This is a genomic window from Shewanella sp. H8, from assembly GCF_040285065.1.
Lineage (GTDB): Bacteria > Pseudomonadota > Gammaproteobacteria > Enterobacterales > Shewanellaceae > Shewanella > Shewanella polaris.
Window position 1 is genome coordinate 1,195,689 of the sequence record NZ_CP157213.1, and the last position, 19,547, is coordinate 1,215,235.

General features: G+C 34.4%; 17 protein-coding genes. All 17 read left to right on the forward strand.

Annotated elements, in window-relative coordinates:
• Positions 1–22: 22 nt before the first annotated feature.
• The 17 genes from ABIS04_RS05270 to ABIS04_RS05350 all read left to right on the forward strand — a co-directional run bounded on the left by ABIS04_RS05270 (position 23) and on the right by ABIS04_RS05350 (position 19,504).
• Positions 23–2,788, forward strand: a complete 2,766-nt coding sequence (locus tag ABIS04_RS05270; RefSeq protein WP_350432814.1) for an SLBB domain-containing protein — start codon at positions 23–25, stop codon at positions 2,786–2,788.
• Positions 2,789–2,989: 201 nt separating this feature from the next.
• Positions 2,990–3,367: a four helix bundle protein gene (locus ABIS04_RS05275; protein WP_350432815.1), complete on the forward strand. Its 378-nt coding sequence runs from the start codon at positions 2,990–2,992 to the stop codon at positions 3,365–3,367.
• Between the two features lie 288 nt (positions 3,368–3,655).
• A complete protein-coding gene (locus ABIS04_RS05280; protein ID WP_371833632.1) occupies positions 3,656–4,633 on the forward strand; it encodes a Wzz/FepE/Etk N-terminal domain-containing protein in 978 nt (325 codons plus the stop codon).
• A gap of 262 nt (positions 4,634–4,895) precedes the next feature.
• A complete protein-coding gene (gene tviB, locus ABIS04_RS05285; RefSeq protein WP_350432816.1) occupies positions 4,896–6,176 on the forward strand; it encodes a Vi polysaccharide biosynthesis UDP-N-acetylglucosamine C-6 dehydrogenase TviB in 1,281 nt (426 codons plus the stop codon).
• Positions 6,177–6,217: 41 nt separating this feature from the next.
• Entirely contained in the window at positions 6,218–7,231 is a 1,014-nt protein-coding gene (locus ABIS04_RS05290; RefSeq protein WP_350432817.1) for an NAD-dependent epimerase/dehydratase family protein, read from the forward strand.
• 148 nt (positions 7,232–7,379) lie between these two features.
• A complete protein-coding gene (locus ABIS04_RS05295) occupies positions 7,380–9,059 on the forward strand; it encodes an ABC transporter ATP-binding protein (RefSeq protein ID WP_350432818.1) in 1,680 nt (559 codons plus the stop codon).
• On the forward strand, positions 9,056–9,910 hold the full coding sequence (locus ABIS04_RS05300) for a hypothetical protein (RefSeq protein ID WP_350432819.1): 855 nt from the start codon (positions 9,056–9,058) through the stop codon (positions 9,908–9,910). Before ABIS04_RS05295 ends, ABIS04_RS05300 begins: the two co-directional genes overlap by 4 nt.
• Entirely contained in the window at positions 9,907–10,749 is an 843-nt protein-coding gene (locus tag ABIS04_RS05305) for a hypothetical protein (protein WP_350432820.1), read from the forward strand. The genes ABIS04_RS05300 and ABIS04_RS05305 overlap by 4 nt, the downstream gene beginning before the upstream one ends.
• Entirely contained in the window at positions 10,730–11,983 is a 1,254-nt protein-coding gene (locus ABIS04_RS05310; protein ID WP_350432821.1) for an O-antigen ligase family protein, read from the forward strand. The genes ABIS04_RS05305 and ABIS04_RS05310 overlap by 20 nt, the downstream gene beginning before the upstream one ends.
• A 35-nt stretch (positions 11,984–12,018) precedes the next feature.
• The gene (locus tag ABIS04_RS05315) at positions 12,019–13,188 is read left to right on the forward strand and encodes a glycosyltransferase family 4 protein (RefSeq protein WP_350432822.1); all 1,170 of its coding nucleotides are present in this window, start codon (positions 12,019–12,021) and stop codon (positions 13,186–13,188) included.
• Between the two features lie 25 nt (positions 13,189–13,213).
• Positions 13,214–13,900, forward strand: a complete 687-nt coding sequence (locus ABIS04_RS05320; RefSeq protein ID WP_350432823.1) for a DapH/DapD/GlmU-related protein — start codon at positions 13,214–13,216, stop codon at positions 13,898–13,900.
• A complete protein-coding gene (locus ABIS04_RS05325) occupies positions 13,890–15,011 on the forward strand; it encodes a glycosyltransferase (protein ID WP_350432824.1) in 1,122 nt (373 codons plus the stop codon). Before ABIS04_RS05320 ends, ABIS04_RS05325 begins: the two co-directional genes overlap by 11 nt.
• Positions 15,012–15,023: 12 nt before the next feature.
• A complete protein-coding gene (rfbB, locus tag ABIS04_RS05330) occupies positions 15,024–16,109 on the forward strand; it encodes a dTDP-glucose 4,6-dehydratase (RefSeq protein ID WP_350432825.1) in 1,086 nt (361 codons plus the stop codon).
• Between the two features lie 47 nt (positions 16,110–16,156).
• A complete protein-coding gene (gene rfbA / locus ABIS04_RS05335) occupies positions 16,157–17,026 on the forward strand; it encodes a glucose-1-phosphate thymidylyltransferase RfbA (protein WP_350432826.1) in 870 nt (289 codons plus the stop codon).
• Between the two features lies 1 nt (position 17,027).
• Positions 17,028–17,903: a dTDP-4-dehydrorhamnose reductase gene (gene rfbD / locus ABIS04_RS05340; RefSeq protein WP_350432827.1), complete on the forward strand. Its 876-nt coding sequence runs from the start codon at positions 17,028–17,030 to the stop codon at positions 17,901–17,903.
• Positions 17,904–18,449 carry a dTDP-4-dehydrorhamnose 3,5-epimerase gene (rfbC, locus tag ABIS04_RS05345; RefSeq protein ID WP_350432828.1) on the forward strand — a complete coding sequence of 182 codons (546 nt, stop codon included), beginning with the start codon at positions 17,904–17,906 and terminating at the stop codon, positions 18,447–18,449.
• Entirely contained in the window at positions 18,449–19,504 is a 1,056-nt protein-coding gene (locus tag ABIS04_RS05350; RefSeq protein WP_350432829.1) for a DUF1972 domain-containing protein, read from the forward strand. Before rfbC ends, ABIS04_RS05350 begins: the two co-directional genes overlap by 1 nt.
• Positions 19,505–19,547: the final 43 nt, after the last annotated feature.

The following is a 19,547-nucleotide window of genomic DNA, read 5'->3' on the forward strand; positions in this document are numbered from 1 at the left end:
AAAATAATATTGGAGATACCTGGTGCTACATAAAACCAAAAAAACATTAATAGCGGGCTTATCTGCCTTTATTATTTTAACCACACAAGTAAATGCTGTTACTCCAACACCGGAGATGATTGAGCAGTTTAAACAATTGCCAAAATCAGAACAGGAAAGGGTTGCAAGTCAGTATGGTATCGATCCTTCAATGTTGTCAGGCAGTTCCAATAGCTCTGTTAACGTAACAAATCCTAATGTTGTTAATCCGCGTGAAAATGACAACGATAACGACCAAGACTCATTCGAAAATAAAAATAACAAGAAAAAGAGCGAATTCGACTTCAAAGAAGACAGTGATAAAGATGAACTAAAACGTTTCGGTTATGAAATGTTCGAAGGTGAGCCTACTACATTTGCTCCTGTTACCGATGTACCAATACCAAGTGATTATATGGTCGGTCCTGGAGATGTGATTAAAGTTCAGCTGTATGGTAAGGAAAGTAACGAATACAGTTTAACCATTAATCGTGATGGCACTATTCAAATTCCCGATTTAGGTCCCGTTTCGGTTGTTGGATTAAGTTTTTCTGACTTACGTCAAGAATTGACTAAGCGTATAAAGCAACAAATGATTGGTATTGAATCAAATATCAGCATGGGCGAATTACGTTCAATTCGTATTTTTATCGCTGGCGATGCCTATAAACCGGGTTCATACACAGTTTCAAGTTTATCTACTATTACGCAGGCTCTTTTTGTGGCTGGTGGTGTCAATGAAATTGGTAGCTTACGTAATGTACAAGTTAAGCGTAATGGTAAATTAATCGGCGCATTTGATTTATACGATTTACTCCTTAGAGGCGATGCATCTGGCGACATTAATCTCCGTTCTGGTGACGTCGTCTTTATTCCATCAATTGGTGGTTTAGTCAGTGTAGCGGGTGAGGTTAGACGACCCGCTATTTATGAACTGAAAAAGAATGAAACCATTGCCGATGTTATCAACATGGCAGCAGGCCTTAACCAAGGTGCTTATCCAAAAAATAGTAGTATCGAGCGTTATAACAACAACGGTTTAAAAACCATTATTAATGTCGATTTAACCTCTCCAAAAGGCAATAATACCTTAGCCAAAGCAGGCGATTTTGTTCGGGTTAAAAGTGCGTCAAATCAATATGAAGATGCTATTACCGTGCTTGGTGCGGTCGTTCGCCCTGGCAAATATCAATGGAAGCAGCAACGTATTAGTGATTTACTACCGTCTATTTGGGGGGATTTATTACTGTCTGCCGATTTAGATTATGGCTTAATTGTTCGTGAAATAAACCAACATGGCGACATCGAAACCTTACAGTTTTCTCCTGGTGAAGCAATTACTGCACCTAACTCTATTCAAAACCTAGCCTTGCAACCCCGCGATAAGGTAATGATATTTAATTTTAATGACGACACTCAAAATCGCTTCGAATTAAATTTACTGGTAAAAAAACGCGTAAGCAAAGTGGAATCACTTAAAGGTGATTCATTATTAGATGCCGATTTATTTAAAGCTGGATTTGAAACCTTAGACAATACCGTTACTAACAAATATACCAACGAAATTGCTGGTGTCGCATTAACGGGTGATGCATCAAAAGAAGACCAAATAGAAGAGCAAAACCTAGTCGGCACTGAAGTGGCTAAAATGTTATCAAATCTATTTGAAGACCGTGACTTAATCAAACTTAGTTCGGTTATGTCACGCAAAGAATTACTGTTCCCAGTAGTAACTAAACTTACTCAACAGAGTAATGCACAGCAAGGGATTAAAATTGTTGCTATTGCAGGCAAAATTCGTCATCCAGGAGTCTATCCGTTAACCAGTAATGCCAAAGTAACCGATTTGCTCAAAGCCGCTGGTGGTTTACTAGAAGGTGCTTACACTGAACGTGCAGAGCTTACACGCACTCATACTACAGCAGCAATGTCCGATATTATCCACAAGAATATTAACCTTCATGCAGTTATCAATGGTAATCAGCAAGAGGATCTTGAACTGGAAGGTCGAGATATGGTGACGATTCTTACCACGCCAGAATGGCAGGAAAGAAAAATCATCGAAATTAAAGGTGAAGTTAAATTCCCTGGCACTTATAACATCAGGCGCGGAGAAACATTATCCGATGTTATCGCTAGAGCGGGTGGATATACTGAGTATGCTTACCCTTCAGCCGCAGTGTTTGTTCGTGAATCAGTGCGAATGCAAGAAGAGCTAGAAATTAAAAAGTTAGCAGATCAACTCCGTCGAGACATAGCAACTCGTGGTGTTTCAAAAGATGGTCTAGCTGTTGATTATTCAGAAGCACAAATGATGTTAACTGATTTAGCAAACATCAAGGCTGTAGGGCGCTTAGTTATCGATTTAAATGCGCTTAAATTAGGCATTAAAGAAGCCGACCTGCAACTAGAAAACAATGACGTGCTATATGTACCAACCATTAAGCAAACCGTAGCCGTTATGGGCGAAGTTCAACATCCTTCAACGCATCGCTTTAAAGAAGGTTTAACCTTAGACGACTATTTAGTGATGTCGGGTGGCCCAAGAGAACGTGGTGATGAAGGCCGAGTGTATGTCATTAAGGCTAATGGCTCTGTAATGATGCCAACTCACAATATTTGGTTTAATACCGAGTCACAAATTGTAGCGGGTGACACGGTTATCGTGCCTCTAGACACTGAGTACAAAGATAACTTAACCCTATGGTCGCAAGTCACGCAGATTATTTACAACACCGCCGTAGCATTTGCAGCAGTCTCAGGGATCTAAGCTACTAGGACGCTACGCTTCTAGGAACTCGCAGGCTCGCCAGAGGGCGGACTACGTCCTTCTAGGTCGCTACGCTTCTAAGATTTTATAGCAGGCCGTAGGCCGCTCTAGCAGCGAAGCGCTCTAGATTCTAGTAGCTAGATCTTATGCCTCTCTAGCAGCGAAGCGCTCTAGATTCTAGGTACTAGACAAGGAACTGATATGCGTTTCGAACAACTGGATGTGTGGAAAAGAGCTTCTAGATTATCTTGTGACATTTATAAGTTGACTGAGTCGGTAAGTAATTGGGGCTTCAAAGATCAAATTACACGTTCAGGATTATCTGTCCCCTCAAACATAGCTGAGGGTGAAGAACGTGAAACCCTAAAAGAAAAGATAAGATTTCTATACTACGCAAAAGGGTCTCTAGGTGAGCTTGTTACTCAGCTATATATCGGAGCGGAAATAGAATACCTTGATAAACAAATTGCTATGTCGATGGTAAAAGAAGCTAAAGAGTTAGCCAAAATATTAGGTGCTCTTATCAAACAAAAACAAGCACAGATAAAAGAAAATAACGCCGATTACACAATAGAGTAATCTAACGAAGCGCTTTTGCTTTTGCGGTTGCTTTTCTTTTATAGCAGCGTAGCGCTCTAGCCGCGAAGCGTCCTAGAATCTAGGCTTTTGCTTTTGACTTTATAGCAGCATAGCGCTCTAGCCGCAAAGCGTCCTAGAATCTAGGCTTTTGCTTTTAATACAACCAGCAACAAACTAAACACTTAGCAGATTACTGCTGATATCTTTTGACTTTATAGCAGCGTAGCGATCTAGCCGCGAAGCGTCCTAGAATCTAGAAGCAAAGCGCTTCCCAACAGACAAGAAATGATGACTAAACAAAACCTACAACCCACTTGTGACGCGAACTTTTCATCCACCCAACCAATGGGAAGCGCTCAAGACGAGATCGATTTGCGCGAACTATTCTCTGTTATCTGGCAGGGCAAATGGTTAATTATTGCAATCACGTTTATTTTTGCTGTTGGCTCTGTATTATTCGCAATTAGCCAACCAAATATCTATAAGTCAGAAGCGCTGTTAGCGCCAGCAGACTCAGAACAAAGTGGTGGTGGTTTAGCGGCACTTGCTGGTCAATTTGGTGGTTTAGCCAGCATGGCAGGCATCAACTTAGGTGGCGGCGGTGGCGTAGATAAAACGCAAATGGCAATAGAGGTGATGAAATCGCGTCAATTTGCGAGTTCATTTATAAAAAATCATAATATCCTTGCTGACTTAATGGCTGCCAAAAAATGGAATATGGCTGATAACACCATTAGTTATGATGATGATTTGTATAACGCGGCTGAAAGTAAATGGGTACGTGAAGTTAAACCACCCTATAAACCTGAACCATCTATGCAAGAAGCATTTAAAAAATTCTCAAAAATTATTGCCGTTAATGCTGCAAAAGACACTGGTATGGTAACCGTATCTGTAGAGCACCTTTCACCAGATGTTGCCCAGCAATGGGTTAATTGGCTCGTCGCCGACATTAATAAAGAAATGAAACAACGTGACGTAGCAGAAGCTAAACGAAGTACAGATTTTTTACAGACACAAATTCAACAAACGAATATCGCCGATATACGCTCTATTTTATACAAACTTATCGAAGAACAAGCAAAAACAATTATGTTTGCAGAAGTACGTGACGAATATGTATTTAAAACTATCGATCCGGCATTAGTACCCGAAGAAAAAGCTAAACCAAAACGCGCACTGATATGTGTACTTGGTACCATGTTAGGTGGGATGTTAGCGGTAATGTTTGTATTAATTCGATATTTTATTAGAAAAGAGAATTAAGACTCTTTTCTTTTACTGTTATCCGTAAACGCAGTGTTCATAAACTGTTAACAAATTATTAGTCTATTGGGACTGTCCAAGCAAAACAGTAAAATCTTCGTCCCACAGAGGTTAGCGAAGATTGTTCTGTCTCAGTCTGTTTTTTAATACTGAGATGTAAAAAATTTTTATTTTCGAACTATTTATGGATAATATTGAAGCTCTAAAGAAATCAATTTATTTGACTGTAAAAATATTCAATTCTTAATAAGAAGGCTGTGAGATGAATTTATCATTAGATAAAACAAAAATCGGGATCATAGGGTTAGGCTACGTAGGTTTACCTTTAGCTGTTGAGTTTGGTAAGCAATTTAATGTAATAGGTTTTGACATAAACCTCGGTCGTGTAAAAGAACTTTCAGAAGGAACTGACTCAACTTTAGAGTGCTCAAGCAATGAGCTTAACGAAGCCACATACTTAAAGTTTAGTGCTTCTGTTGATGATTTAAAAGAGTGTAATGTCTATATCGTAACTGTACCTACACCGATTGATGACCACAAGCAGCCTGATTTAACCCCGTTAATTAAAGCAAGCGGGATGCTTGGAAAAGTACTATCTAAAGGGGATATTATCATTTATGAATCAACAGTATACCCAGGGGCTACTGAAGAAGAATGTATCCCCATTGTTGAACATATTTCTGGATTTACTTTTAATAAAGATTTCTATGCAGGCTATTCACCAGAGCGAATTAATCCTGGTGACAAAGAGCACCGCATTACAAATATCTTAAAAGTCACAAGTGGTTCAACACCAGAAATAGCAGAGTATGTCGATCAATTATATAAAAAAATTATCAAGGCTGGAACGCATAAAGCTTCATCTATTAAAGTAGCAGAAGCAGCAAAAGTGATTGAAAATACCCAGCGTGACGTAAATATTGCATTAATTAACGAGCTTTCAATAATCTTTAATAAATTAGATATTGATACCCTTGAAGTATTAGAGGCGGCGGGTACTAAATGGAACTTTTTACCATTTCGTCCCGGCTTAGTTGGTGGACACTGCATTGGAGTTGATCCATATTATCTAACTCACAAAGCCCAAGCTGTTGGATATCACCCTGAAATGATTCTTGCTGGACGTAGATTAAATGACGGGATGGGGCAATATGTTGTATCACAGTTGGTTAAGAAGATGCTTAAAAAACGCATCCAAGTTGACGATGCAAACGTGCTTGTAATGGGGCTAACTTTTAAAGAAAACTGTCCAGATCTTCGTAACACAAAAGTTGTTGATATCGTTGCTGAATTAAAAGAATACAATATAAATGTCGATGTGTTGGATCCATGGTGCTCAAATGAAGAAGCGCAGCGTGAGTATGGATTGAAACTGTCTGTTGAAATCAAATCAGGCTATTATGATGCTGTTATTTTAGCTGTGTCGCATGATGAATTTAAAGCTATGGGAGTTGATACCATTAAGGGTTTTGGTAAGTCTAATCACGTGCTATATGATTTAAAATATGTACTAGATAAAGCCGATGTGGATATGCGTTTGTAATTACAATAACAAATATTTAAATAAGCATAGGCAGAATATAAATGACACAATATGAAAAAATTCAACAAGAACTACTTAGCATTCCGAAAATTTGGTTAGTGACGGGCGTAGCAGGTTTTATTGGATCAAATTTACTCGAAAAATTATTAATACTAAATCAAACTGTGATTGGATTAGATAATTTTTCCACTGGTCATCAACAGAATTTAGATGAAGTGAAAGATCAAGTTTCAAGTGAACAATGGTCTAAATTCACTTTTTTTGAGGGTGATATTTGCAATATTGAAACTTGTGTAGAAGCCGTAAGAGGGGTTGATTACATATTACATCAAGCAGCCTTGGGGTCTGTACCTCGTTCAATTGCAGACCCAATAACTACAAACGCTTCTAATATAACTGGTTTTTTAAATATGCTGCATAGTGCAAAAGAAGGGGCTGTAAAAAGTTTCACTTATGCAGCAAGCAGTTCTACCTATGGCGATCATCCAGCACTACCAAAGATTGAAGAAAATATAGGTAATCCACTTTCACCTTATGCCGTAACGAAATATGTAAATGAAATGTATGCTGATGTTTATGCAAGAACTTATGGTTTTAAAACCATAGGGCTTCGATATTTTAATGTTTTTGGAAAACGACAAGATCCTAATGGTGCTTATGCAGCAGTAATACCTAAATGGATCTCATCTATAATTAATGGAGATGATATTTACATTAATGGTGACGGTGAAACTAGTCGAGATTTTTGTTTCATAGATAATACTGTACAGATGAATATATTGGCTGCAGTCGCAGAAGAAACAGTAAAAGATAACGTTTATAATGTTGCTTTAGGTGACAGAACATCATTAAATGAACTGTTTGATATTTTAGTTAACAAACTTAATGATAATGGCGCTGAATATACCAAGAAACCAATATATAGAGACTTTAGACCAGGTGATGTTCAACATTCACAAGCGAGCATAAAGAAAGCTATTCTTGATTTAGGGTATGAACCAAAATTCAATATTTTAAAAGGTGTTGAAAAATTAGTAGATTGGTATAATAAATAAAAAGGTAAAAGTATTTATGTTGAGGAGTATAATTAGAATATATAGGATATTAGATAAAAAAAACAAACAACAATTTTTCTTATTGCAATTTCTTATTCTTCTTATGTCATTTTTTGAATTAGTAGGCATAATATCTATCGTCCCTTTTATGACTTTAGTTGGTGATATTTCAGTAATAGAATCTGATGGCTATATTAGAAATATATATATATATAGTGGAATAACTGAATACTATAAATTTATAGTATTTATGGGTGTTGGTGCTTTGATTGTCCTGGCATTCACAACATTATTTAGTATGTATGCAACATATAAAATTGCCAAGTTTGGGTCTAAAATTGGAGTTGAGCTATCAGATAATCTATATAAGTATTATATTAGTCGTCCTTGGTTATACCACACTAAACATAATTCTAGTGATTACATAAACATTCTATCGTTACAATGTGTTAGAGTTACCAATGGTGTAATTATGCCTTTGCTTAATTTTAATGCTAAGGTAGCGGTGGTAATTGTAATAAGTATTTCGTTGTTTTGGTACGATCCAAGAGTGGCCTCATTTGGTTTGATCGCATTGTCAATTGTATATTTTTCGCTTTATGCCTTCGTAAGAAATAAGCTTCATGTTAGCGATAACAAGATTGTTAATGCACAACGGCAACGTTTAAAACTAATGGCCGAAAGCTTTGGAGGAATTAAAGAGGTATTGCTTTCGCATAAACAAAGTTTTTATGAAGAAAAATATAATTCTGAAGGGAATCAATACTCGCATTCATTAGGAATGAATCAAGCAATTGGTCAGGTGCCCCGTTATGCTATTGAGTTTTTTGTATATGGATTAATTATTTGTTTAGTTATTTATTTGGTGTTGTCTAACAGTCAAAATATCGGAGATATATTAGCTTCATTATCTATATATGCGTTGGCTTGTTTTAAATTATTACCAGCTCTTCAGAATGTATATCTAGCATTAACTCAGGTCAAAGGAAATATTAATTCTTTTTATTTAATAGAACCTGATTTGATAAAATTTAACGATGTTATTGTAGATTCGAGTTTTTCTTCAATTAAGAATAACAATAGAATAGTATTTGAAAAAGAAATATTATTAACTAATATTTCTTTTACGTATAATAATAAGAAAAATGTACTTGACAACATAAGTTTAAGAATAGCGAAAAATAGTATGATTGGTTTAGTAGGTTCATCTGGTTCTGGGAAATCTACTTTAATTGATATATTAATGGGACTTATAGAACCGACTGAAGGAAGTTTGTTTATTGATGGTGATGTAATAAGCGGTGATTCTATTTTTAAATGGCAAAACGTAATTGGTTTTGTACCTCAATCCGTATATCTCACAGATGGAACGATTGAAGAGAATGTTGCTTTCGGGGTTGATGTAGAATATATATGTCATAAGAGAGTCGATGATGCTTTAAAGTTAGCTCATCTAGATGAGTTAGTTAATACGCTAGAGGAAGGTAAGTATACAAAAGTTGGTGAACGAGGCGTTCAGTTGTCCGGAGGACAAAAGCAACGAATCGGTATCGCTAGGGCGTTATATAAAGACACAGATGTGCTAGTTTTTGATGAAGCCACTAGTGCACTTGATTCTATTTCTGAAAAAGCTATTATGGACACAATAAGTCAATTGTGCGGAAGAAAAACAATAGTTATCATTGCTCATAGGCTTAGCACTATTAAAGATTGCGACACGATATTTCATTTGGAAAATGGCAAATGTGTTGGTGTGGGGACTTTCGATGAATTAATTGAGCATTCCCCCGCATTTAATAAGTTAGCTAATGGAGGGAAAGTAACGTGATTGAGTTACTGGTTAGAATTAAGTGTAAACTAAAATTTATCATTTTCAAATTTATGTATAAAGGATTAAAACCTTGCTCAATTATTAGTGCTAAAGTTACATTAGAAATACTTTTAAAACGTCTAGCTAACGGTGAAAATACTACATACTTTCGTTTCGGAGATGGTGATATATTTTTGTTAAATAACAAAAGTGGCAGAAAACAAGTTAAAACAAAAACATTAAAAATTGAATATGAAAAATGTTTTGGAATGAATGGAGATGATATAATTAAATCTATTCCAATACACTCAATCAAATATGGGTATGATGTTGGCATGAAAACTGGGAGCCATTTGCAAAGCGATCGAGTTGCAGATGTTTTACTTTCATTATGTGCAAAATATTTTATAGGTACCAAAATATACTCTCCGGTGGCTTTACACCACTGTCTAATTCATGAAATTGAATTAACTACAAAGTTTTTTAAGGAGTTAAAAACTCGATGCAATGTATTTATTGGTAGTGATGCGAATAATGATATTATCTTAAATGAGCTACTTTCCCCTCAAAAAATTATAAAAACTCTCCCCAGAGATGCTTATAGTCAAATAAATAATGTTTTTAAAGAGATTGATGATTATCTAATTAAAGTGAAAACAGAAAAAATTATTACTATAGTTTTTTCTTGTGGAACTACTGCTAAAATCCTTATGAAACGGATACGAGATAAATACCCTGAAAAAGAGTTCTACCTCTTTGATTTGGGGAGTGTTATTGATGTTTTTCACGGAAGAGAAGATTGGACATGGGTGAGAGATCATAAACAAGAGTTAGGAAATTCAATTAGTAGAATCAAAGGAAGAACGTGAAACTTGACATCGTATTTACTGTCGTTTTATATAATAAAAGAGTATCCAATTCTTCAACTGTAATAAGTTTGATTAAAAACTTTTCACAGAAATGTAATTCGAAATTAATAATTTGGAATAATGGCAAGTTATGTTGTGATTTTGATGGGATTGATTTCGAAACTATTGAAGTTGAATTAATTGATCACAGAGGTAATGAATCATTAGCTAAAATATATAATACAATAATAGATGGTTTTAATTCCGATAAGTATGTTTTTTTTGATGATGATTCAAATGTTAATAAACAGTACCTAGATGATATTTTTTTTGCAAATAAATTTAATACGTGTATCCCTATCATTACTGCAGAAAGTAATATTATAAGTCCTACAGTTTTAAAAGGTGATTTGAAATTAGGAAATATAGATAATGATACAATGCTGCAAGGTATTGGGAGTGGGTTAGTTTTGTCCCGTTATATCATTGAACGGATTAAGGTTATTCAAGATCTTGTTTTCGATGAACGTTTTTATTTGTATGGTGTAGACACTGTTTTTTTTAACACGTTATTTTCTCTAAAAGAAAGTACCTATATTACAGTAATTCGTGGTTTTGAGCATGATTTATCTAGACTAAATAATAATAATAACTCTTATTTTAGAGTCAAAGAAAGAAGTTATGCTTTTGGTTTATATTGTAGATATTATCCTAGTTTTATTAATTTAAAAAATTTATTATTGTTGTCTATAAAAGCTACTTATAAAAATGATGAACTCTATAATCTGAAATATGTTTATAAAGCTATTGTTTCTGGTAAACACTATAGGAATGTAAATCATGAAACACAGATTAAATAAAGAAACTACTTTGTTTTTCTTGTCTGTGTTGTGTGTTTTTTTTGATTCTTATGCTTATTTCTCAGGGGGGTTATTAATTTTTTCAAAATTACTTTTGTTATTCTTTGCTTTTTATTTATTTATTCAGAAGCCTAAACTAACGAATGTTTTTTTTCTATTGTTTATAATTATATTTTACCTTTTAATAAATTTCGCATGGTCTTCTACTGATTTTAGTAGCCTTTCACATAACTTAAATTATTCATTTAGATTATTATATCCAATTATATTAATTTTTTTATTATTCAATAGTAATATAACTCTTAATGAACCTAAAGTAAGGGTTATATATTTTTCTATTTTTATTAGTTTTTTTTTATTATCATCTCTATTTCTTGGAAAAATAACGGGTCTTGGGGCAGAGATAATTGGAAGAGGTTCAGCTTTTACTGGGTTCAAAGGTTTTTTTATTGGTGCTAATGAAGTTGGTATTCTTATTTGTGTTTGTGTTTTGTGTTTATCTTTAGCATATAATGAAAAAGATAAGAAAAAAATTGTTATTATTTTATTATTACTTGCATTATCTGGGGTGTTAGTTTTCACAAAGTCTTCATTAATAGGCTCATTACTTTGTTTAGTTTATATTTTTCACATTTCAAAACATAAACTAATAATTTTATTTATAATCATTTTTTGTTTTTCTTATTTGTACTTTGAAGAATATGTAAGAATAAATAATGCTTTTTTATACTTTTTATCTAATAGTTTCTTTTCATCTTTACAGGAAGACCCATTATCATTTTTTTTTAGGGGCCGAGATATTTATGTAAATGCATATTTATCACAATACCAATATGTAGATAGTGCAACTAATAACCTGTTTCAATTGTTAATAGGGCATGGTGATTATCATACGGTAAAGATGGTATCAACAGGGCTAAATCTTCATTCGGAAGGACGGTTTTCAATTGAAATGGATTCGTTGGATTTGTTATTTGGATTTGGTTTTTTTGGTATATGTATTAATTTAGCTTTCTTTGTTTTAATTTATATTACGGTAAAAAGGTATATGAATTTTTGTGGAAAAAGTTTTTTTGTACCTTTTCTATGTTTAATTTCTATTTTTCTACACTCATTTATCGCAGGGCACGTAGCTTTTTCATTGCAAGTAACAATACCATTAGTTATTGTTACTTTTTATTTGAATTTGTATAATAAAGTTATCAAAAAAACTAATGTCGTTCAAATTCATTAGTTTTATGGGCAGTATTAATAATTATGGTTAATGACATGTTTACTAAAAAAATTATTTTTTTTGCTCCAATATTGTCTAATGTAGGTGGAATTGAAAAGACAGCTTTGGAAATAAAAAATATATGTGAAAATAAAAACATTCCTTTTGACTTGATTACACTCATTCGAACAGATAATAACTCAAATTATCTACTCAAAAATGGTAGGTTTTTTAAATCAGTCACAGCTTTATTTGGTAAGACAATAGCGTTTTATTTGTTTACATATTTTTTATTAATAAATAATAAAGAAATCATATCACAATTAACTGGCTCTATAGTTCTTGTTAGAAGTTCAGCAATGGCTTTTGCTTTAAATAAAGTTAAAAAAAAGAATAATATTGATTTTAAGCTTGTCTATATACCATCACATTACAGTAAAGATCTCTTTTTACCAATAATCAAAAGGTTTTATGAGAATCGACATTACATTAAGGCTGTTCTTAATGTAAGAAATATGTATTCTGAATGTTATATTGAAAAAAAAATAATTATGAATACTGACATAAATATAGTTACGTTCAGTCATAATTTAAAGAACCGGTTAACAGGTAATTTCAAAATGCGGGTCAAGAAGAATGGTATTCGCGTTATTCGTCCTGGAATATCCACAGCTATTTTAAATGTAGATCCCTTAAAAAAAACTGATAGTGTTAATTTTTTATATGTTGGGCGTGTGGAACCCGGCAAGAATATTGATATGTTGTTAGATTTTTTTGACAGGGTTAAGGGGCTTCAGTGTAAACTTGTGATTGCAGGTGATGGTAGTTTGCTAACTAATTTGTCTAAACTCTATATGCACAATAAACAGATCGAATTTATTGGTGCTATATATGGTGAAAGATTAGCTAATGAATATGTAAAAGCTTCGTATTTAATAATACCTTCTTTTAATGAGTCTTATGGTCATGTTATATCTGAATCTTTATGTTGTGGAACTCCTGTAATTGGTTACTATTTTAAAGGTTGCCATAATGCAATAAGAGAATTGATTATTCATGGTGAAAATGGATTCGTTATCACTGATAATACTTTTTTTTCTTTTCAGACAGTTATAAAAGCCGCTATGCAGAATTATTATTCATTCAAAAAAAATGCTGAAAACATTGCGACTTTAAACAGGGGAATATATTCTTGGAATAGGTTTTTGGAAGAAGTTGTCAAATAAATTTATAATTCATGCAGAGGATTAGATGAAGAAAGTTATTAATTATTTTAGTCTTTACTTTAGAGGTCGTGAGGTTGGATTAGACGAGGAAGTCGGTTCTGCGTATCTTAGTCAATTAATACTGTTATATTTTTTTGCCTATTTAAGAGGTTTTTTCTCCGGTTATAGAGGTTCTTTTTTATTTAAAAACTGTAATATTATTTGTAAAAATAAAGTTTCACTCGGTAAAGGCACCATTATCAACAATAATGCAAAATTGAATGGTATGGGGAAATTCGGTATAGTTACAGGTAATAACGTAGCTATTGGTGCATATTCACAACTTATTGTTTCTGGTTCAATATCTGATATTGGTCATGGTATCGAAATAGGGAATAATGTCGGCATAGGTGAGTTTAGTTATATTGGTGGTGCAGGTCTCGTTACTATTGGTGATGATACAATAATCGGTCAATATTTCAGCTGCCATCCAGAAAACCATTTTTTTTCAGATACAAGTAAATTGATACGTTTACAAGGTGTTTCAAGACAAGGGATTTCGATTGGGAAGAACTGCTGGATTGGTTCAAAAGTTACGATACTTGACGGGGCTGTAATAGGTGATAACACTGTCATAGCAGCAGGATCTGTTGTGAGAGGTTTATTTACTAATAATGTTGTTCTAGGTGGAATACCCGCTAAAATTATAAAAGTGATTTCTGATGTTAAATAAATTTATTTTTGTTCATTTATATAATGATTTTAGTGGTAGTCCCAGAGTCTTGGCTGATGCTATTGAGTGTGAATCAATTCCCAAAAAAGATTGTTGTATCTTTACGAGTAAGCATATTGGTTTTTTAACTAATCTTTCTGTTAATAGAGTGAATGTTTTTTATAAGAGGAGTCAATCTAAAATTCTCCAATTATTTTATCTTTTTTTTTCTCAATTAGTATTATTTTGTAAACTTAGCTTTTTACTAAGGAAATACAAAAAGCACAGATTCAATACTTATTTAGTTGTAAATACGATGCTACCTTTTGGTGGTTATCTTGCAGGAAAGTTATTTGGTGTTACGACAATTGCATATGTTCACGAGACAGCTATTAAACCATTTTTTTTTAAATCATTCCTTAGGTTTTTTGTTGAAAGTTGTTCTAATTATGTTTTCTTTGTTTCCAATTATGTAATGGGTGTCGAGGGTTTTAGAAAACCTGAGCAATTCGTTATTCATAATGGACTGAGAAGTGACTTTAATACATTGCATACTACAGATATTGATTATAAGCATAAGTTTGCTAACAAAAATATTTTATTTGTTGCATCTTTAAAAGATTACAAAGGTATTCATCAATATATTGCAATAGCAAGTAACCTAAAACGTTTTAAGTTTACAGCTGCTCTTAATTGTGAGTATGAAGATCTACAGGCTTTCATAAGTGATAATGTCATTCCTGAAAACTTAGATTTATTATCAAGGCCTACTCATCTGTTAGAGCTATATGAAAGTGCCTACTGTGTAATGAATTTATCACTTCCTGATGGATGGGTAGAGACATTTGGATTGTCGATCTTGGAGGGGATGAGTTATGGCTGCCCTGTTGTTGTACCTAAGGTCGGTGCACCAAAAGAATTTGTATCAAGCTCTTTTGGTTTACTCGTAGATGCGAGGGATACAGACATAATTATTGATTTCATTTTAAAATTAGATGAAAGTTTCGAAGTTTGGTATATTAAAGCAAAAAATGCAAAAGAAAAATCTTTAGATTTTTCAACAGAAAATTATAAAAGAAATTTTCTTAAGCTAATGAAAAATATTATAGATGACAATAATATTTTAAAATAAACAAGAGTGAATATGAAAATATTAATTACAGGTGGAGCAGGTTTTATTGGTTCCGCAGTTGTTCGTTATATTATAAATTATACACAAGACATTGCAATTAATGCAGATAAGCTCACTTATGCAGGTAATCTAGAGTCACTTACAAGTATTGAAAATAGCGATCGATATTTTTTTGAACAAGTAGATATTTGCAACCGCGCTGAATTAGACCGCGTCTTTAAGCAATATAAACCCGATGCAGTGATGCACCTTGCAGCTGAATCTCACGTTGACCGGTCTATCACAGGCCCATCTGACTTTATTCAAACCAACATTGTTGGTACTTACACCTTATTAGAAGCGACCAGAGAGTATTGGTATACTTTATCAGCCGATGCCAAGAAAGCATTTCGTTTTCATCATATATCTACCGACGAAGTTTACGGTGATTTGCCTCATCCTGATGAGCAATATGGTCAGAGATCAAATGTTACGCTACCATTATTTACAGAAACAACTTCATATGCCCCTAGCAGTCCTTATTCAGCAACGAAAGCATCAAGTGATCACCTCGTTAGATCATGGTTGCGCACATACGGTTTACCAACGATTGTGACTAACTGCTCTAATAACTACGGTCCGTATCATTTTCCTGAGAAATTAATCCCTTTAGTGATCCTAAATGCGTTAGAAGGAAAACCACTTCCAATCTACGGCAAAGGAGATCAAATACGTGATTGGCTCTATGTAGAAGACCATGCACGTGCACTTTATAAAGTAGTGACGACCGGTAAAGTTGGTGAAACCTACAATATTGGCGGCCATAACGAAAAGCAAAATCTTGAAGTGGTACAGACCATTTGCAGTATTTTAGACTCCCTAGTACCTAAAGAGACTCCTTACTCTGAACAAATCACTTACGTAACCGATAGACCTGGTCATGACCGCCGTTATGCCATAGATGCAAGTAAAATGAGTAATGAATTGAGCTGGGAACCACAAGAAACCTTCGAAACGGGTTTACGTAAAACCATAGAATGGTATTTAAAAAACCAAACCTGGTGTCAACATGTACAAGATGGTAGCTATCAGTGTGAGCGCTTAGGTATTAATTCTTGATAGTATTTTTTATATTTGCATGTGTAAAGTGTAACGTTTGAGGATTTATGAAAGGAATTATTTTAGCAGGTGGTTCAGGAACGCGTCTATACCCACTCACGAGAGGTGTATCAAAACAGTTATTGCCAGTGTACGACAAACCAATGATTTACTATCCATTGTCAACATTAATGCTTGCAGGCATTAGAGATATATTGGTTATTACTACACCAGAAGACAATGAAGGTTTTAAGCGTTTATTAGGTGATGGTTCTGATTTTGGAATCAATCTAACGTATGCAGTTCAGCCTTCACCAGATGGCCTAGCTCAAGCCTTTATCATTGGCGAAGAATTTATCGGTAACGACAGTGTTTGTTTGGTCTTGGGTGATAATATCTTTTATGGTCAATCCTTTAGTAAAACACTGAAGAATGCGGCGAATAGAGAAAGCGGGGCGACAGTATTTGGCTATCAAGTCAAAGATCCGGAACGTTTTGGTGTGGTTGAATTCGATCAACACATGAAAGCTATATCGATAGAAGAAAAACCAACCAAGCCAAAATCAGATTATGCTGTCACAGGTTTATATTTCTACGACAACAGCGTTGTCGAAATGGCAAAAAAAGTTAAGCCATCACACCGTGGTGAGTTAGAAATTACCACCTTAAATGAAATGTATTTGAACCAAGGTAACCTGAATGTCGAATTACTCGGCCGCGGCTTTGCATGGTTAGATACTGGCACTCATGAAAGCTTACACGAAGCATCTTCTTTCGTACAGACTATTGAGAATGTGCAAGGCCTTAAAGTCGCCTGTTTAGAAGAAATTGCCTGGCGTAATGGCTGGTTAAGTTCGCAGCAACTTGCTGATTTAGCTAAACCAATGATGAAGAATAACTATGGTCAATATTTAACTCGTTTAGCGAACGGATTATAATATGAAGATCTTAATTACAGGCAAGAATGGCCAGGTAGGCAGTTGTTTAGTTGATCAACTAAGTAAAATGTCAGATGTCACCTTTTTAGCATTAGATCGTGATCAGCTTGATATTACAGACGTAATTGAAGTTAATAAAATAGTCGCTGTATTCAATCCAAATATCATAATTAATGCAGCTGCGTACACCGCCGTTGATAAGGCCGAACAAGAAAGTGAATTGGCCTATGCAATTAATCGTGATGGTGCACATAACCTTGCGATTGCAGCTAATGACATCAATGCCGCAATTATTCATATTTCCACAGATTATGTTTTCAATGGCGATAGCCCTGAGAGCTATACTGAGTCAGATGTGACAGCTCCTCAAGGTGAGTACGGTCGTAGTAAGTTAGCAGGCGAACAAGCGGTTGCTCAGGCATGTCCTAAACATATTATATTAAGAACAGCATGGGTCTTTGGTGAACACGGTAATAACTTTGTTAAAACCATGCTCCGCCTTGCTAAAACTAGGGATACCTTAGGTGTGGTCGCTGATCAGTTTGGTGGTCCAACTTATGCTGGGGATATAGCAAATGCCATACTTACAATCTCAAAGCAGATTACGCCTGATAATCATGCTTATGGAATCTATCATTTTTCTGGTTTCCCTCATGTCAATTGGCATACTTTTGCTGAAAGAATATTTGAAATGGCATTGGAGCAAAACGTACTAATCCAACCTATTCAAGTTAATCCAATAACAACACTAGATTATCTAACACCAGCTAAACGCCCTGCTAACTCACGTCTAAATTGTGACAAGATTTATAATGCATTTGGCATTAAGCAGAGCGACTGGAAAAGAGCGTTAGTGCGAATTAAAGAGTATTCATAAATGAAAGTCATTGATACAACCATTGCGGACGTTAAAATCATCGAGCCAGCAGTATTTGGGGATGAACGTGGTTTCTTTATGGAAACGTGGAGTCAGCAAAAGTTTGAAGAACTTGTAACAGGCAAAGAAACAAATTTTGTGCAGGACAATCACTCAAAGTCCAAGAAAGGTATTTTACGAGGTTTGCATTATCAGACTGAAAATACCCAAGGCAAGCTGGTTCGTGTCGTGTCTGGAGAAGTATTTGACGTTGCTGTGGATGTTAGGAAAAACTCACCAACTTTAGGTCAATGGGTAGGAGTGTTTCTCTCAGCTGATAATAAACGTCAACTTTGGGTGCCTGAAGGATTTGCTCATGGTTTTTACGTAACGAGTGAAAATGCTGAGTTTGTTTATAAATGTACTGATTATTATAATCCAAAGTCAGAGCATTCTATTATTTGGAACGATCCGGAAATCGGCATCCTTTGGCCTTTAGTTAATCAACCGATTCTTTCAGAAAAAGACGAGTCTGCTACCAGAATGAAAGATCAGGAATTACTTTAATGAAGAAGGTTGCAGTAGTTGGTACAGTTGGCTTACCTGCTTGTTATGGTGGGTTTGAATCGCTAGTCGAAAATTTAACATTATATAAGTCAAATGAGATTGATTATACTATTTTTTGCTCAGGTAAATCTTACTTCGAAAAAGTAGATACTTATAACGATGCTAAATTAGTTTATTTGCCTTTAAACGCAAATGGTATTCAAAGTATACCATATGATATTTTATCATTAATTAAATGTTGGTTTTTAAGGCCTGATACAGTACTAATATTAGGGGTTTCTGGATGCCTTTTCTTACCTTTTTTTAAATTTTTTTCTAAATCTAAAATCGTCACTAATATAGATGGTTTAGAATGGAAACGTGATAAATGGAACAAATGGGCTAAGAAATTCTTAAAGTTTTCAGAATCAGTAGCAGTTAAATATTCTGACGTGATAATTACAGATAACAAAGCCATTGGTGATTATGTTGAAGTCGAATATTCAACAGAAAATATTGTTATCGCCTATGGTGGTGATCATGCAATTATCAAAGGTATCGACGTTGACCAAGAACAAGATTACTATCTATCATTATGTCGCATAGAGCCTGAGAACAATGTTAAAATGATCTTAGAAGCGTTTGTAAATAGTGATAAAAAATTAAAATTTGTTGGTAATTGGAATTCGAGTGAATTCGGTAGAGATCTTAAAAAGGCATTCTCTGATAAACCAAATATCGATATTATTGATCCTATATACGATATTAAGCAGCTGTTTTTGCTAAGAAGCGAATGTAAGGGTTACATTCATGGACACTCAGCAGGAGGAACAAATCCTTCACTAGTCGAGGCTATGCACTTCGAAAAACCAATTTTTGCTTTCGATTGTAATTTTAATAGGTACAGTACCGAAGATAAAGCTGTATATTTTTCTTCATCACAAGAGTTAAGTGACAAGCTGTCAGAGGTTACTAGAGATGAGTTAGCGGTAATTTCTAGTGACATGAAGCAGATTGCAGAGACCCGCTATACATGGAAAGTTATTAATCATTTGTACGAAGAAACATATCTATAATGTCTAGAGTATCAACTCAAATGAGATACCCTTGTCATTTTTA

Bases quoted from the DNA above. Each gene is read 5' to 3' on its own strand.
- ABIS04_RS05275 (WP_350432815.1), top strand. From the start codon at position 2,990: ATGCGTTTCGAACAACTGGATGTGTGGAAAAGAGCTTCTAGATTATCT.
- ABIS04_RS05295 (WP_350432818.1), top strand. From the start codon at position 7,380: ATGACTTTAGTTGGTGATATTTCAGTAATAGAATCTGATGGCTATATT.
- rfbD (WP_350432827.1), top strand. From the start codon at position 17,028: ATGAAGATCTTAATTACAGGCAAGAATGGCCAGGTAGGCAGTTGTTTA.
- rfbC (WP_350432828.1), top strand. From the start codon at position 17,904: ATGAAAGTCATTGATACAACCATTGCGGACGTTAAAATCATCGAGCCA.
- ABIS04_RS05320 (WP_350432823.1), top strand. From the start codon at position 13,214: ATGAAGAAAGTTATTAATTATTTTAGTCTTTACTTTAGAGGTCGTGAG.
- rfbB (WP_350432825.1), top strand. From the start codon at position 15,024: ATGAAAATATTAATTACAGGTGGAGCAGGTTTTATTGGTTCCGCAGTT.
- ABIS04_RS05350 (WP_350432829.1), top strand. From the start codon at position 18,449: ATGAAGAAGGTTGCAGTAGTTGGTACAGTTGGCTTACCTGCTTGTTAT.
- ABIS04_RS05280 (WP_371833632.1), top strand. From the start codon at position 3,656: ATGACTAAACAAAACCTACAACCCACTTGTGACGCGAACTTTTCATCC.
- rfbA (WP_350432826.1), top strand. From the start codon at position 16,157: ATGAAAGGAATTATTTTAGCAGGTGGTTCAGGAACGCGTCTATACCCA.
- ABIS04_RS05310 (WP_350432821.1), top strand. From the start codon at position 10,730: ATGAAACACAGATTAAATAAAGAAACTACTTTGTTTTTCTTGTCTGTG.
- ABIS04_RS05290 (WP_350432817.1), top strand. From the start codon at position 6,218: ATGACACAATATGAAAAAATTCAACAAGAACTACTTAGCATTCCGAAA.
- tviB (WP_350432816.1), top strand. From the start codon at position 4,896: ATGAATTTATCATTAGATAAAACAAAAATCGGGATCATAGGGTTAGGC.
- ABIS04_RS05315 (WP_350432822.1), top strand. From the start codon at position 12,019: ATGTTTACTAAAAAAATTATTTTTTTTGCTCCAATATTGTCTAATGTA.
- ABIS04_RS05325 (WP_350432824.1), top strand. From the start codon at position 13,890: ATGTTAAATAAATTTATTTTTGTTCATTTATATAATGATTTTAGTGGT.